This is a genomic window from Rhizobium sp. SRDI969 (assembly GCF_025152725.1).
Lineage (GTDB): Bacteria > Pseudomonadota > Alphaproteobacteria > Rhizobiales > Rhizobiaceae > Rhizobium > Rhizobium leguminosarum_I.
In genome coordinates, this window is record NZ_CP104035.1 from 1,843,347 (window position 1) to 1,858,943 (window position 15,597).

The window sequence follows — 15,597 nt, forward strand, 5'->3', positions numbered from 1 at the left end:
GCTTGGAATTGCGATAGAGGATGGGCATCGGACTCAAAGCTTAAGGGCAGGGCGTTATCCTTTCTAGCGCCAAATTCGCCCGAAGATCACCCCCAAAGCGCCCACGACCGCGACTTACGATCGGAGCGCGACGAAATCGACGCGCGGTATTGACGTCTGCTTGGAGGCGACGGCTAGATGTTGCACCACTCGCCCGGAAGGCAGCCCAAAATAGTCTGCGTTGCGGGCGTTCCGGGAGTGCGATGAACAGCCGATCCTGCCAGCTTCATCGCCGGACCAAGGGCTTGCCGAACCGGCCTTCGAACTGAAGGCGCTCATTGTGGCGGACGAGGTCAGCGCAGCTTGACAATGTCCGAGATGCGTTGCATTTTCGCCACAATGCGTTGCTTAAAGGTCACGCAAGGGTTTAGACATTCGCTCCCGATCGAGTCCTTGCAACGCTGGCTTCTTTAAGCCGGCGTTTCCTTGGTTTCGATCGGATGGCGAGGGCGGCAGGTGCCGTCTGAAGAGAGGCCGAATGACGCAGGATGGGGTATCGCTGGCGGCGGCGGGCGAGACGGTGACGACAGTGACCGACCGCCGCGCCCTTTTTGCCGTGCCCGGCCTCGTGCTCGCCGGCGGCGCGCTTCTCTGCGCCACGGCCACGCTTTTCGTGCTGCTCGGCCTGACGCCGATCGCCCCGACGTCGCATGTCGTCATCACCTCGGTGATCGTCAATTCCTTCTTTGTCCTGACGCTGCTCGCCTTGATCGCTCGCGAGGTGGCAAGGCTGCTCAAGGCGCGCACCCGCGGCCGTGCGGCAGCCCGCCTGCATATCCGCATCGTCGTGCTTTTTTCGATCGTGGCGATCACGCCGGCGATCCTCGTCGCCATCTTCGCCAGCATCACGCTGAATGCCGGCCTTGACCGCTGGTTTGCCCTGCGCACCCAGTCGATCGTCAGTTCGTCGCGCAATATCGGCCAGGCCTACATGATGGAGAATGCCAGCTATCTGCAGGGGCAGACGGTCTCCATGGCCAACGACCTGGAGCGCAACCGCGCGCTCTACAGCCTCGACAGGACGGGTTTTGCCGACCTGATGACCCGCCAGGCGAGGGGCCGCGGCCTGCTCGGCGCCTTCCTCGTCGAGCGCGACGGCTCAGTGATCGTCCAGGCCGATATCGCCACTGAAAAGCCGCTGCCGGCCATTCCACAGGATGCGCTGGAGAAGGCGGCTGCCGGCCAGCCGACACTGATCCCGCCCGGCGTCACCAATCTCGTCGGCGCCATCATCAAGCTCGATGCCATCCAGGGCACCTTTCTCTATACGGTGCGCGCCGTCGATCCCAAGGTCATGGGCGCCATGCGCATGATGGAGGAGAACGCCACCGAATACCGCTCGATGGAGGCCAACCGCTTCTCGCTGCAGATCGCCTTTGCCGTGCTCTATATCGGCTTCGCGCTGATCGTACTGCTGGCGGCGATCTGGACCGCAATCGCCGTCGCCGACCGCATCGTCCGGCCGATCCGCCTGCTGATCACGGCGGCCGACAGCGTGGCATCGGGCAATATGGACATCGTCGTGCCGGTGCATGCCGTCGACGGCGACGTCGCCAATCTCTCGCGCACCTTCAACAAGATGATCTCGGAAATCCGCACCCAGCGCGACGAGATCCTCGAGGCCAAGGACGAGGTCGACGACCGCCGCCGCTTCATCGAGGCGGTGCTTTCGGGTGTCACTGCCGCCGTCATCGGCGTCGAGCAGGACCGCCGCATCGCCATCGTCAACAGTTCGGCCGAGACGCTGATGTCGCTATCGGCCGACGAGATGCTCGGAAAGCAGTTGGTCGACATCGCGCCGGAGGTCGATCACGTGCTGACCGAGGCGGCGGTGCGTCATCGCGGCGATTTCCGCAAGCAGATCGCGCTGGTCCGCGGCGGCACTGTCAGGACGCTGAGCGTGCAGGTCACCCGCGAGGAAGTGCGCGACATGAGCGAATCCTACGTGATCACGCTCGACGACATCACCGATCTCGTCATCGCCCAGCGCTCGACCGCCTGGGGCGACGTGGCCAGGCGCATCGCCCATGAGATCAAAAACCCGTTGACGCCGATCCAGCTGTCCGCCGAGCGCATCCAGCGCCGCTACGGCAAGCAGATCGACCAGGACGACCGAACCGTCTTCGACCAGTGCACGGATACGATCATCCGCCAAGTCGGCGATATCGGCCGCATGGTCGACGAATTCTCCGCCTTTGCCCGTATGCCGAAGCCGACCAAGGAGCCGAGCGACCTGCGCGATATCCTGCGCGACGCGATCTTCCTGCGTGAGATGGGCAACCATCACGTCACCTTCGAGCAGGATTTCGGCGACCAGCCGCTGGAGGGCCTGTTCGACAGCCGCATGCTCGGCCAGGCTTTCGGAAATCTCATCAAGAATGCCGTCGAATCGATCGAGGCCGTTCCGAGCGACGAGCGGGACGAACGCAAGGTTCTCGTCCGCGCCGCCCTTGATACCGGCCGTGACCGCTTCACCGTCGACGTGATCGACAATGGCCGCGGCCTACCGGTGGAGAACCGCCACAGCATTCTGGAACCCTATATGACGATGCGTGAGAAGGGCACTGGCCTCGGCCTCGCCATCGTCAAGAAGATCATCGAGGAACATGGCGGGCAGCTGGAGCTGCATGATGCGCCCGCCGATTTTGACCGGGGAAGAGGGGCCATGATCCGCGTGCATCTGCCACGCCTGGATCCGACGCCTGCTGCTCCCGCAGCCAATGACAAGGAAAGCGTTTATGGCCTCTGACATTCTCGTCGTCGACGATGAGCACGATATTCGCGAGATCGTTTCCGGGATTCTCTCCGACGAGGGACACGAGACGCGCACGGCCCATGACAGCGACAGCGCGCTGGCGGCGATTTCCGATCGGGTGCCGCGGCTGATCTTCCTCGATATCTGGATGCAGGGCAGCAAGCTCGATGGCCTGTCGCTGCTCGACGAGATCAAGACCCGCCATCCGGAACTGCCCGTCGTGATGATATCAGGCCATGGCAACATCGAGACCGCTGTCTCGGCGATCAAGCGCGGCGCCTTCGATTTCATCGAGAAGCCCTTCAAGGCCGACCGGCTGATCCTGATCGCCGAACGGGCGCTGGAGAATTCCAAATTGAAGCGCGAGGTTTCCGACCTGAAGCGCCGCACCGGTGATGCGCTGGAGCTGATCGGTACCTCGGTCGCCGTTTCGCAGCTGCGCCAGACGATCGAGAAGGTTTCGCCGACCAACAGCCGCATCATGATCCTCGGCGCCTCGGGCTCCGGCAAGGAACTGGTGGCACGGATGATCCACAAGAAGTCGGCACGCGCCAACGGCCCCTTCGTTGCGATCAACGCCGCCAACATCACGCCCGACCGCATGGAGGTGGCGCTCTTCGGCACCGAGGGCACACCCGGCCAGGCACGCAAGATCGGCGCGCTCGAGGAAGCCCATCGCGGCATCCTCTATCTCGACGAAGTCGGCGAAATGCCGCGCGAGACGCAGAACAAGATCCTGCGCGTGCTGGTCGATCAGCAGTTCGAGCGGGTTGGTGGTTCCAAGCGCGTCAAGGTCGATGTCCGCATCATCTCCTCGACCGCCTATAATCTTGAGAGCCGCATCGCTGAAGGATGGTTCCGCGAGGATCTCTATCATCGCCTCGCCGTCGTGCCGGTGCGTGTGCCGGCCCTTGCCGAGCGACGCGAGGACATTCCCTTCCTCGTCGACCAGCTGATGCGCCAGATATCCGAGCAGGCCGGCATCCGTCCACGCCGCATCGGGGACGACGCTATGGCGGTGCTGCAGGCGCATGATTGGCCCGGCAACATCCGCCAGCTGCGCAACAACATCGAGCGGCTGATGATCCTTGCCCGCACCGACGGCCCGGATGCGCCGATCACCGCCGACATGCTGCCGACCGATCTCGGCGACATGCTGCCGAAGGTTTCCGCTAAGAACGACTATCACATTATGACGCTGCCGCTGCGCGAAGCTCGCGAGATGTTCGAGAAGGATTACCTGATCGCCCAGATCAACCGCTTCGGCGGCAATATCTCGCGCACCGCGGAATTCGTCGGCATGGAGCGTTCGGCGCTGCACCGCAAGCTGAAGTCGCTCGGCGTCTGATCGTTTCCGGCGCGGCCGACGCTGCGCCGCGCCCATATTGCTTTCCGGAAGACCAGGTTTCCCATGCCGAGAATTGCCTATGTGAATGGCCGTTACGTCAAGCATTCCGATGCCAGCGTGCATATCGAGGATCGCGGCTACCAGTTCGCCGATGGCGTCTACGAGGTCTGCGAAGTGCGCCATGGCTATATCGTCGATCTCACACGCCATCTGAACCGTCTCGACCGTTCACTCGGTGAGTTGCGCATCGCCTGGCCGATGGGCCGGGCGGCGCTGACGCAGGTCATCCGCGAGACGCTGCGCCGCAACCATGTCCGCAACGGGCTTTTCTACATGCAGGTGACGCGCGGCGTCGCCCGCCGCGATCATGTCTTCCCGGTCGAGGGAACGCCGCCATCGCTTGTCATCACCGCCAAGAGCACCGATGCCAGGATCATCGCCGCCAAGAACGCCAACGGCATCAAGGCGATCACCCTTCTCGACAACCGCTGGGAGCGCGTCGACATCAAGTCCGTCGGCTTGCTGCCGAATGCCATGGCCCGCCAGCAGGCCAAGGAGGCCGGCGCCCAGGAAGCGATCTATGTCGATGGCGACGGTATGGTGAAGGAAGGGGCGGCGACCAATGTCTGGATCGTCGATCAGGGCGGAACGCTGGTCACGCGACCGGCCGAACACGGCATTCTGCGCGGCATTACCCGCACCACTCTGATGGATGTCGCAGCCAAGCTGGGGTTGACGATCGCCGAGCGGAACTTCTCCGTTTCGGAGATGCTCTCAGCCCGCGAGGTCTTCCTCACTGCAGCCACAAGCATTTGTTTTCCGGTCGTTTCCGTCGATGGCCAGGCCATTGCCAACGGTCATCCGGGCAGCGTTTCGCAGAAAGTCCGCGAAGCCTTTTTCGACGTTGCGGAAAAGATTGCGATTTGATACCAAGATTTGCTGGACAGGTGGAATGAGGATGCCGCCGGTCTTCGCATGGTGAGGTTGATTGATATTCTACCGGCCAGATCAGGTCGGCAATAAAGAAAGAAGCGGCGCGATGGCGGAACGTTCTCAGAATCTTCAGGACTTATTTCTCAATACTGTTCGCAAGCAAAAGATTTCCCTGACAATCTTTCTGATCAACGGCGTGAAACTCACGGGCGTTGTTACGTCTTTTGACAATTTCTGTGTTCTTCTTCGCCGTGACGGCCACTCGCAGCTCGTGTATAAGCATGCGATATCGACGATCATGCCGGGCCAGCCCATGCAGATGTTCGAGAGCGAAGAAGCCGCGTCCTAACAGGATCAGCCGTCATTTCGACACGCGATACCAAGAACGATTCGATCATCCCTGAGGCCGCCAAGCACAGGGACGATATGCGCGCGACTGTCGTCGTGCCGGTTCTGAAATCGCGCAGTCGCGGCGGCCAGAGCGAATCGGCATCGACCCGCACGCCGGAAAGCCGGCTCGAAGAGGCGACGGGCCTTGCCCAGGCGATCGACCTCGATGTCGTCAACGCCTCGATCGTCCCGGTCAACGATCCGAGACCGGCCACACTGCTCGGCACCGGCAAGATCGAGGAGATCAAAGCGCTGCTCGACGAGCGCGATTCCGGTCTCGTCATCGTCGATCATCCGTTGACGCCGGTGCAGCAGCGCAACCTCGAAAAGGAATGGAACGCCAAGGTCATCGACCGGACGGGCCTTATCCTCGAAATCTTCGGCCGCCGCGCCTCCACCAAGGAAGGGACGCTGCAGGTCGACCTCGCCCATCTGAATTATCAGAAGGGCCGCCTCGTCCGAAGCTGGACTCACCTTGAACGCCAGCGCGGCGGCGGCGGCTTCATGGGCGGCCCGGGCGAAACCCAGATCGAAGCCGACCGGCGGATGCTGCAGGACCGCATCATCAAGCTCGAGCGCGAGCTGGAGCAGGTCGTGCGCACCCGCCAGCTCCACCGCGCCAAGCGCCGCAAGGTGCCGCACCCGATCGTGGCGCTGGTCGGCTATACCAATGCCGGCAAATCGACGTTGTTCAACCGTATCACCGGCGCCGGCGTGCTGGCCGAAGACATGCTCTTTGCCACGCTCGACCCGACCCTTCGGCGCATGAAGCTGCCGCACGGCCGCACCGTCATCCTGTCCGACACCGTCGGCTTCATCTCCGACCTGCCGACCCATCTGGTCGCCGCCTTCCGGGCGACGCTGGAAGAGGTGCTGGAAGCCGATCTCATCCTGCATGTCCGCGACATGTCCGATGCCGACAACCAGGCGCAGAGCTCCGACGTGATGCGCATCCTGAACGACCTCGGCATCGACGAGGCCGAAGCCGAAAAGCGTCTGATCGAAGTCTGGAACAAGATCGACCGGCTGGAACCCGAGGTGCACGACACCATGGTGCAGAAATCGGCCAGCGCCAGCAACGTGGTCGCGGTTTCGGCCGTCAGCGGCGAGGGCGTCGACACGCTGATGGAAGAGATCAGCCGCAGACTGTCCGGCGTGATGACCGTAGCGACGATCCGCCTTCCGGTCGACAAGCTGACACTGCTGCCCTGGCTTTACGACCATGCGATCGTTGACGGCCGCGAGGATAATGAAGACGGCTCGATCACGCTCGATCTGCGCCTGTCCGAAACCGAAGCCACCGAACTCGAACGCCGCATCGGCAACGGCCCGAAGTCTTCAAAGAAAGATTGGGAGCGGTAAGGCGCGCGCCTGGCGCAGTGCCACTGCTGTCGGGTTCGCGCTAATGGCTGCCCCTCACCCTAACCCTCATATGCGCTAGGTTTAGCGCTGGACATAAGGAATCTGGTTGTGATTCAAGCTTTGGATGAAGATTCGTCCTCAGATTTTGGATCATTGGCCGGAAGTGCGCGCGCGGCTTCCGGCGGGTTTTGACCTGGAAGCAACGGCGCGGTTGCGCGGTGCCTTCACGCGGGTGCGCGAAATCAAGAACGCTGAGACGCTGTTGCGGCTGGCACTTGCCTATGGCGGCCTTGGCATGTCGTTGCGCGAGACCTGTGCATGGGCCGAAGCGGGCGGGATCGCCCGTTTGTCAGACCCATCGCTGCTCGAGCGGCTGTGCAAAGTGGCGCCTTGGCTTGGCGACATCGTGGCCGCGCTGATTGCCGAACAGGCCAAAGTACCGGCGGGGCGCTTTGCGGGCTATCGCTTGCGTGTGCTCGATGGAACGTCGATCTGCCATCCGGGCGCTGACCGCACGACATGGCGGTTGCATGTCGGCTACGACTTGGCAACGGCTCAGGTCGATCAGCTTGAGTTGACCGACATCCATGGTGCCGAGAACCTTCAGCGCCTTACTTATGCACCCCGTGATATCGTGCTGGCCGATCGCTACTATGCAAGACCGCGCGACCTGCGGCCGGTGATCGATGCCGGTGCAGACTTCATCGTGCGGACCGGCTGGAACTCGTTGCGCCTGTTGCAGACGAATGGCGAGCCCTTTGATCTGTTTGCCGCGCTCGCCGCTCAGCAAGAGCAGGAAGGCGAACTGCAGGTTCGTGTCCACGAAGGCATGACGGGGACGCCGCCAACGCCGCCGCTGGTCCTGCGCCTCATTGTCCGGCGCAAGGATCCGCAACAGGCCCAAGCCGAGCAGGAGCGTCTGCTCAAGGATGCCCGCAAGCGCGGCAAACAACCCGATCCGCGCAGTCTCGAGGCGGCGAAGTATATTCTGCTGCTAACTTCGCTGCCGGCCGCCACCTTCCCGCCGGCCGATATCCTCACCCTCTATCGCTTCCGCTGGCAAATCGAGCTGGCGTTCAAACGGTTCAAGAGCCTGGCCGGCCTCGACAGCTTGCCGGCCAAGAAGCCGGAACTGGCCCGGGCATGGCTCTACGCCAGGCTGATCGTCGCCATCATCGCCGAACAGATTGCCGGGCAAGTCCCGGACTCTCCCCCCTCTGGATGCGGCAACCCCGCTGGCTAGCCCCCCATTGGCAAGTCCTTCGCGCTGGCGTCTCATGAAGTTAGCCCTGACCAGCATTTGCGCCGCCATCCGCGGACCACTTCTGTGGCAGGCCGTCTGTAATCTCGTCTCGCGAAGTCGTCGCCACCTCTGCGAGCCGCCGCGACGACGCCGAAAACAATGCGATCATCTCCGCGCCCGCTTAACCTAGCGCATATGACCCTAGCCCTCTCCCCGTAAACGGGGCGAGGGGACGTGCCATACGACAGGTTGCGGGGAACGGAGAGGTTGCGACATGGTCCCTTCGCCCCGTTTACGGGGAGAAGGTGGCGGCAGCCGGATGAGGGGCTGGCTTCGGCGATCAATAGAAATCGCCGGCGATAACTCACTCCGCCACGATCGCTCTTTCAATCGCCTTCGCCGCCTGCCAGATTTCCTCCATCCGCTCCAGCGTCGCCGCTTCCAGCGTCTCACCTTCTGCTTCAAGAACATGTTCTATATGGCTGAAACGACGCCGGAATTTCGTATTCGTTCCGCGCACGGCCTGCTCCGGATCGGCCTTGACATGCCGGCCGATATTGACAACCGCGAAGATCAGGTCGCCGAGTTCGTCGCTGACCTTTGCCTGATCGCCTTCGCGAAGGGCTGCCCGCAATTCGCCGACCTCCTCCTCGATCTTGTCGAGGATCGGCTCCGGCGATGACCAATCGAAGCCGACCTTTGCGGCGCGTTCCTGCAGCTTCAGCGCTTCCGTCAAGGCTGGGAAGCTGCGCTGCACGGAGCCGAGAAAGCCGCTGTTGAAGTCCTCGGTAATGCCGCGCCGTGACCGCCGCTCAGTGCGCTCGCGTTTTTCCGCCTGCTTGATCTCGTCCCATTGTCTCTTCACCGCGTCCGGCGTATCTGCCGCCGAGCGGGCAAAGACGTGCGGGTGGCGGCGGATCATTTTGGCAGTGATGGCGTTGACCACGTCGCCGAAGGAAAATTCGCCGGCCTCCTCGGCTATGCGGGCGTGGAAGACCACCTGCAGCAGCAGGTCGCCCAACTCGTCGCAGAGATCGTCCATATCGCCGCGCTCGATCGCGTCGGAGACCTCATAGGCCTCCTCGATCGTATAGGGCTTGATCGTCTCGAAACTCTGCACGATGTCCCAGGGGCAGCCGGTTTCGGGATGGCGCAGCGCCGCCATGATCTCGATCAGCCGCGAAATGTCTTTGGAAGGTTCCATGTTGCCTCGGTTCAGCAGGCTTCAGTTCAGAGTCCCTCAGTTCAGGGGCCCTCGGTTCAGGGGCCCTCAGTTCAGAGGAATGTCGTTGGCGCTCTTTGACGACTGGTAGCTGGTCGACAGCGCGTCGTAGCGCGCCTTGATGCGGGCGGTCTGCGCCTTCAGTGCTTTTTGCAGCACAGCCTCTTCAGTCTCAACGAGATCGGCGATGGCAAAGCTGTTCCAGAAGGCGTTTTGCCTGCGATAGCCGCCGGGTTCAAGCCCGAAGACCTCCTTCAGGATCTTCAAATCGTGCGGAATGGCGAAGGCGTCGCGGGAATCCTCATGGCTGAAGAAATAGTAGAAATTGTCGAAGCCGGCCCAGGTGATCGCCGACATGCACATGGTGCAGGGTTCGTGCGTCGAAAGGAAGATCAGATCCTTGGTCGGCGGCTTGTCGCCAAGCTCGTAGAAGCGCTTCAGCGTATGTACCTCACCGTGCCAGAGCGGATTCTCCAGCTCGTTATTGGTCTCGGCGACGACGAGCGAAAGATCGGTTTTCCTTAAGATCGCTGCACCGAACACCTTGTTGCCAAGCGAAACGCCACGCTCCGTCAGCGGCAGGATATCCTCCTCCAGGACCGAAAGCAGGCGGGAGGCAATAGTCTTATCAGGCATGACGGCCCTCCAGTTTTCTTCAGTCTATCGCCTTGGCGGCGCGGATGAAATGCGTCAGGCGCCGGTGGACGTCTTTTGCCACAGGCTTTATACTGCGCTGCCCCAAGCGGGCTGAGAAATATGCGGCTTTTTGGCAGCACGGGTGACTTTTCTCAAATCACTGACGGCACGAGCAAAAGAATACCCGCTTGCCTGGGCTTTCGAATTTCTGTTCCTTCAATCCCTTGTCGATCAAGGGCATATTCCGGCAACCTCGAAGTGGATTGATGATGCCTTCCAAGACAGAACAGCTTTCGGTATTTCCCGCCTTCTTTCGCGTGGAAGGCCAGAAGACGGCTGTCTTCGGCAATGGCGACGAAGCGTTCGCCAAGGTGCGGCTGCTGCTGAACACGAAGGCGCGGATTGTCGCCTATGCCGATCGGCCGGAAGCCGATTACCACGCCTTCCTGATCGCCAGCCGGATCGAGACCGTGCGCGCTGCCTTCTCAGCCGAACAGGTCGAGGGTTCGGCGCTCGTCTTCGCCGCAACCGACAATGAAGCCGACGACCGCAGCATCGTCGATGCCGCCCGTGCGGCCAGAATTCCGGCCAATGCCGTCGATCAGCCCGATTACTGCGATTTCTTTACGCCGGCGCTGGTCAACCGCGCGCCCGTCGCCGTTGCGATCGGCACCGAAGGGGCAGGGCCGGTTCTGGCGCAGATGATCCGCGCGCAGATCGATCAGCTTCTTTCGCCCTCGCTCGGCCGCCTTGCCGGGCTGGCGACGAGCTACCGCAAGGCCGTCGAACAACTGATTCCGCGCGGCGTCTCCCGCCGGGTCTTCTGGCGCCGCTTCTTCTCCGGTGCCGTTGCCGGTGCGGTCGCCAACGGCAACCTGCCGCAGGCTCGCCAAGCCGCCGATCGGCTGCTGCACGCGATGGACAAGGTCGCCGGCCACGTCTGGCTGGTCGGCGCCGGTCCGGGTGCCGAGGATCTGCTGACGTTGCGCGCCCAGCGCGTGATGATGGAAGCCGACGTCATCGTCTATGACGCGCTCGTGCCGCAGGCGATCGTCGATATGGGCCGCCGCGATGCCGAGCGGCTTTCCGTCGGCAAACGCAAGGGCTGCCATTCGAAATCCCAGGAAGAGATCAACGAACTGCTGGTCGATCTCGGCCGCCAGGGCAAGCGTGTCGTCCGCCTGAAATCCGGCGATCCGCTGGTCTATGGCCGGGCAGGGGAAGAGATGGCGGCACTGCGCGCTGCCGGCGTCACCTATGAGGTCGTGCCCGGCATCACCTCGGCTTTCGCCGCCGCTGCCGATTTCGAGCTGCCGCTGACGCTGCGCGGCGTCGCCTCGTCGCTGGTGTTCACGACAGGCCATGATCTCACCGGCGACGTGCTGCCCGATTGGGCAAGCCTTGCCGTTTCCGGCGCCACGATCGCCGTCTATATGGGCCGCACGGTTGCCGCCTCCGTCGCCGAGCGGCTGATGCAGGCGGGCATTCCGCCTGAGACCACCGTCGCCGTCATCGAAAATGCCAGCCGCGCTGAGCGCCGCCTGCTGCATGGCACGCTTGCCGATCTGCCCGATCTGCAGCACCGCGACGAATTGACCGGGCCTGTCATGGTCATCATCGGCGATGCGGTCGCCGGCGCCAATTTCGAACTGTCCGAGCCCCTGGTGCGCGCAAACGCCCGGCTCGAGGAACTTGCAAGGAGCTGAATATGGGTGACAAGGTTCTGACCGCCAACCGGCTGACGGACGGCATTGCCGTCTGGCTGGATGCGAATGGGAAGTGGTCGACCTCGCTGCAGGAGGCGCTCGTTGCCCGTCATGCCGAGGCCGTTGCGGCGCTTGAGGCGATCGGCAAGAAATCCTATGCCGACAACGAGGTCGTTGACGTCGCCGTCGTTGACGTTCAGGAAACCAACGGCATTCTCTGGCCGCTTCGCCTTCGCGAGCGCATCCGCGCACAAGGCCCGACCATGGAATATGCCCCGGGCTACGCTCCTGCCGATCCCGAATTCATTGCAGTCTGAGGAAGACGATGTACCGTTACGACGAATTTGACCATGCCTTTGTTACCGAGCGCGTCGAGCAGTTTCGCGATCAGGTTCAGCGCCGCCTTTCCGGCGAGCTCGCCGAGGACGCGTTCAAGCCGCTGCGCCTGATGAACGGCGTCTACCTGCAGCTCCACGCCTACATGCTGCGCATTGCCATTCCCTATGGCACGCTGAGCGCCCGCCAGCTACGTATGCTCGCTCATATCGCTCGCACCTATGACCGCGGCTATGGCCACTTCACCACGCGCCAGAACCTGCAGTTCAACTGGCCGAAACTGTCCGACATTCCTGATGCGCTGGCCGACCTCGCGAGCGTCGAAATGCATGCCCTGCAGACCTCGGGCAATTGCATCAGAAACGTCACGGCCGATCACTTCGCCGGTGCCGCCGCCGATGAGATCGCCGATCCGCGTCCTTACGCCGAAATCCTGCGCCAGTGGTCGTCGGTACACCCGGAATTTTCCTTCCTGCCGCGCAAGTTCAAGATCGCCGTCACCGGCGCCGAGCGCGACCGCGCGGCAATCCAGGTCCATGATATCGGCCTGCACGTGAAGAAGAACGACAAGGGCGAAATCGGCTTTGCCGTCTATGTCGGCGGCGGCCAGGGCCGTACGCCGATGATCGCCAAGCTGATCCGCGACTTCCTGCCCGAGGAAGACCTGCTCTCCTACACCACGGCCATCGTGCGCGTGTACAATCTGCACGGCCGCCGCGACAACAAATACAAGGCCCGCATCAAGATCCTCGTGCACGAAACCGGCACCGAGGAGCTGACGCGCCAGGTGGAAACCGAATTCGCCGCGCTGAAGGATACCGAGCTCAGGCTGCCGGAAAAGGACGTCCAGGCGATCGCTGCCTATTTCGCGCCGCCGGATCTGCCCGAACGCGCCGAAGGCTGGGAAAACCTTGCCCGCTGGAAGAAAGCTGATTCCGGTTTTTCCCGCTGGGTCCAGCAGAACGTGCAGCCGCACAAGAACCCCGATTACGGCATGGTGACGATCTCGCTGAAGCCGATCGGCGGCATTCCGGGCGACGCCTCGGATGCGCAGATGGATGCGATCGCCGATCTTGCCGAGGAATATGCCTTCGACGAAATCCGCGTCAGCCATGAGCAGAACCTGATCCTGCCGCATGTGGCGCTTGCCGATCTCGAAGCCGTCTATCGCGGCCTCGTCGCCATAAATCTGGCGGAAGCCAATGCCGGCCTGATCACCGATATCATTGCCTGTCCCGGGCTGGACTACTGCGCGCTCGCCAATGCGCGCTCGATTCCGCTGGCGCAGGAAATCTCCCGGCGTTTCGGCAATGCCGAACGCCAGGCAGAGATCGGCGAGCTGAAGATCAAGATCTCCGGCTGCATCAATGCCTGCGGCCATCACCATGTCGGCCATATCGGCTTGCTCGGTGTGGAAAAGAAGGGTGCCGAACTCTACCAGATCACGCTCGGCGGCTCCGGCGACGAACATACCTCGATCGGCGAGATCATCGGCCGCGGCTTCGAGCCGGACCGGGTGACGGACGCAATCGAGACGATCGTCGACACCTATCTCGGCCTGCGCCTCGATCAGTCCGAGAACTTCCTCGCCGCCTATCGCCGTGTCGGACCTCAGCCGTTCAAGACTGCGCTCTACGGCTCGGCCGCCGAAGCGGCATAAGGAGGGGATGATGACGAAGATCTGGAAAGAAACCGGTTTTGTCGAAAACGATCCCTGGGTGATTGAAACCGAGGAGGTCAAGGCGACCGGGGAGCAGAAGCCGCTGCTCGGCCTCGACGAATTGATCGCCAAGGCCGACCAAAGCAACGATGTCGGCTTCGGCGTGCTGATCAAGCCGGCCGACGATGTGCGCCGGCTGGCGCCCTATCTCGATCGCCTGGAAATCGTCGCCGTCGCCTTTCCCGCTTTCAACGACGGCCGCGCCTTCAGCCATGCTTCGCTGCTGCGCCAGCGGCTCGGCTACACCAATGAACTGCGCGCCGTCGGCGATGTACTGATCGACCAGGTTCCGCTTATGCTGCGCGTCGGCATCGACAGCTTTTCCGTCAGCAACGCCACGACGCTGAAGCGGCTGAGCGAAAACCGTCTTCCCGCCATTCCCCATCATTATCAGCCGGCGGTGCGTGACGCCGAAGCCGGCAAGGGCTATAGTTGGCGCCGACAGGCGAAGCCGGCCGCATAAGCGGTCGCTCCGTCCTTATTACTATGGCGGAACGATAGCATGAAGACATTCGAAGTGGCTGTGATCGGTGGCGGTCTCACCGGCATGATCGCCGCAATCGCGCTGGCGCGCGGCGGTCGCAACGTCGCGTTGGTAGCGCCTCTCGCTCCGAAAGAAGACCGGCGCACCACGGCGCTGATGGATCAGTCGATCCGCTTCCTCGACCGCCTGGCGCTCTGGGAAAAGCTCCGCCCCGCAGCCGCCCCTCTCTCCAGCATGCGCATAGTCGACGGCACGGACAGGCTGCTGCGCGCGCCTACCACCACCTTCCGCGCGGCCGATGTCGGCCTGGATGCCTTTGGCTACAATTTCCCTAATAGGGCGCTGATCGATATCCTCGAAGAGGCCGCTGCCGGCGAGGGCAATATCACCCGCTTCACCGATATGGCCGAATCGATCGACATATCAGCCGAAGTGGTCTCGATCACACTTGCCGGCGGCGAGACGCTGTCGGCCGATTTTGCCGTCGGCGCCGATGGCCGCGGCTCGAAGCTGCGCGAAACCGCCGGCATTGCCGTGCGCAACTGGTCTTATCCGCAATCGGCCATGGTGCTGAATTTCGCCCATTCGCTGCCGCACCAGAATATCTCGACTGAATTCCATACCAAACATGGGCCCTTCACCCAGGTGCCGCTGCCGGGGAGCCGCTCCAGTCTTGTCTGGGTGCAGGATCCCGCTGAGGCGGCGAGCCGCATGGAATTGCCGCTTGCCGAACTCGGCGCTCTCGTCGAGGGGCGCATGCAGTCCATGCTCGGCAAGGTTGATGTCGAGGAGGGCGTCCAAGTCTGGCCGCTCTCCGGCATGATGGCGCATCGTTTCGGCAAGGGACGCATCGCGCTGATTGGCGAGGCAGCCCATGTCTTCCCGCCGATCGGGGCACAGGGACTGAACCTCAGCCTTCGCGATATCATGGCGCTCACCGATATCCTCTGCGACAGGGCGGAATTACCGGTGCCGGCCGATGCCGGCGAAAGCTTCGACCGAAGGCGCCGCGCCGATATCATGACGCGCACGGCCAGTGTCGATCTTCTCAATCGGTCGCTGCTCTCGGATTTTTTGCCGGTTCAGATGCTGCGGGCTGCCGGCCTGCATATCCTCTCGGCCATACCGCCGCTGCGCAACATCGTCATGCGCGAGGGCATCGAGCCCGGCCGCGGCTTCCGCGATATTCCTGATGCGCTACGGGAAAAGCTGAAGCGGAAGAAGGCCTGATCGGATCACGATCAGCCAGAGCGAAACAGTCACCACCGAAAACGCCGTGGTGATTAGGATCGTCGCCGAAGCGCGCTCCTGTCAGACGCCATATTGCTGGCTGATGACGAAGACATTAGTCGCTGACGATTTCGGCCAAGAGATCTTCCAGGAAGCGAGGATGATCGGTGGGTCAGGATCTGACTTAAGCAAT

Annotated in this window: 13 protein-coding genes and 1 pseudogene; 11 read left to right on the plus strand and 3 right to left on the minus strand. The window is 62.4% G+C overall.

Annotation, left to right across the window (positions count from 1 at the left end):
- Positions 1-517 precede the first annotated feature (517 nt).
- From N2A41_RS09325 to N2A41_RS09350, 6 genes are all read left to right on the plus strand, one after another.
- Positions 518-2,788, plus strand: coding sequence for a sensor histidine kinase NtrY-like (locus tag N2A41_RS09325; protein WP_260110781.1), 2,271 nt, complete (start codon positions 518-520; stop codon positions 2,786-2,788).
- The gene (gene ntrX / locus N2A41_RS09330; protein ID WP_018484750.1) at positions 2,778-4,142 is read left to right on the plus strand and encodes a nitrogen assimilation response regulator NtrX; all 1,365 of its coding nucleotides are present in this window, start codon (positions 2,778-2,780) and stop codon (positions 4,140-4,142) included. The genes N2A41_RS09325 and ntrX overlap by 11 nt, the downstream gene beginning before the upstream one ends.
- A 63-nt stretch (positions 4,143-4,205) precedes the next feature.
- Complete coding sequence (locus N2A41_RS09335; protein ID WP_260110782.1) at positions 4,206-5,069, plus strand: D-amino-acid transaminase; 864 nt, start codon at positions 4,206-4,208, stop codon at positions 5,067-5,069.
- Positions 5,070-5,181: 112 nt separating this feature from the next.
- Positions 5,182-5,424 (plus strand): RNA chaperone Hfq, encoded by a 243-nt coding sequence (gene hfq, locus N2A41_RS09340; RefSeq protein WP_003539403.1) that lies wholly within the window; start codon positions 5,182-5,184, stop codon positions 5,422-5,424.
- Positions 5,425-5,501: 77 nt separating this feature from the next.
- Positions 5,502-6,827, plus strand: coding sequence for a GTPase HflX (hflX, locus tag N2A41_RS09345; RefSeq protein WP_260110783.1), 1,326 nt, complete (start codon positions 5,502-5,504; stop codon positions 6,825-6,827).
- 163 nt (positions 6,828-6,990) lie between these two features.
- The gene (locus N2A41_RS09350; RefSeq protein ID WP_260110784.1) at positions 6,991-8,070 is read left to right on the plus strand and encodes an IS4 family transposase; all 1,080 of its coding nucleotides are present in this window, start codon (positions 6,991-6,993) and stop codon (positions 8,068-8,070) included.
- 364 nt (positions 8,071-8,434) lie between these two features.
- On the opposite strand, the gene mazG is transcribed toward N2A41_RS09350, so the two are convergent.
- Both mazG and N2A41_RS09360 read right to left on the minus strand, forming a co-directional pair.
- Positions 8,435-9,274, minus strand: coding sequence for a nucleoside triphosphate pyrophosphohydrolase (gene mazG, locus N2A41_RS09355; protein ID WP_222383900.1), 840 nt, complete (start codon positions 9,272-9,274; stop codon positions 8,435-8,437).
- A 66-nt stretch (positions 9,275-9,340) separates the two neighbouring features.
- Positions 9,341-9,928: a deaminase gene (locus N2A41_RS09360; protein WP_222383901.1), complete on the minus strand. Its 588-nt coding sequence runs from the start codon at positions 9,926-9,928 to the stop codon at positions 9,341-9,343.
- A 269-nt stretch (positions 9,929-10,197) separates the two neighbouring features.
- Here N2A41_RS09360 and cysG point away from each other — a divergent pair, with 269 nt between their 5' ends.
- From cysG to N2A41_RS09385, 5 genes are read left to right on the plus strand one after another with little or no spacing between them, the layout of a single operon-like run.
- Positions 10,198-11,634, plus strand: a complete 1,437-nt coding sequence (cysG, locus tag N2A41_RS09365) for a siroheme synthase CysG (protein WP_260111121.1) — start codon at positions 10,198-10,200, stop codon at positions 11,632-11,634.
- A gap of 2 nt (positions 11,635-11,636) precedes the next feature.
- Positions 11,637-11,951, plus strand: a complete 315-nt coding sequence (locus N2A41_RS09370; protein ID WP_011651871.1) for a DUF2849 domain-containing protein — start codon at positions 11,637-11,639, stop codon at positions 11,949-11,951.
- An 8-nt stretch (positions 11,952-11,959) separates the two neighbouring features.
- Complete coding sequence (locus N2A41_RS09375; protein ID WP_222383903.1) at positions 11,960-13,630, plus strand: nitrite/sulfite reductase; 1,671 nt, start codon at positions 11,960-11,962, stop codon at positions 13,628-13,630.
- A 10-nt stretch (positions 13,631-13,640) separates the two neighbouring features.
- Positions 13,641-14,153 (plus strand): DUF934 domain-containing protein, encoded by a 513-nt coding sequence (locus tag N2A41_RS09380; protein WP_260111122.1) that lies wholly within the window; start codon positions 13,641-13,643, stop codon positions 14,151-14,153.
- Between the two features lie 39 nt (positions 14,154-14,192).
- Positions 14,193-15,404 carry a UbiH/UbiF family hydroxylase gene (locus tag N2A41_RS09385; RefSeq protein WP_260110785.1) on the plus strand — a complete coding sequence of 404 codons (1,212 nt, stop codon included), beginning with the start codon at positions 14,193-14,195 and terminating at the stop codon, positions 15,402-15,404.
- Here the strand turns inward: N2A41_RS09385 and N2A41_RS09390 are convergent.
- Positions 15,372-15,530, minus strand: a pseudogene (locus N2A41_RS09390) (AEC family transporter); the annotation flags it as partial. The gene N2A41_RS09385 and the pseudogene N2A41_RS09390 sit on opposite strands and share 33 nt — an antisense overlap.
- Positions 15,531-15,597 lie beyond the last annotated feature (67 nt).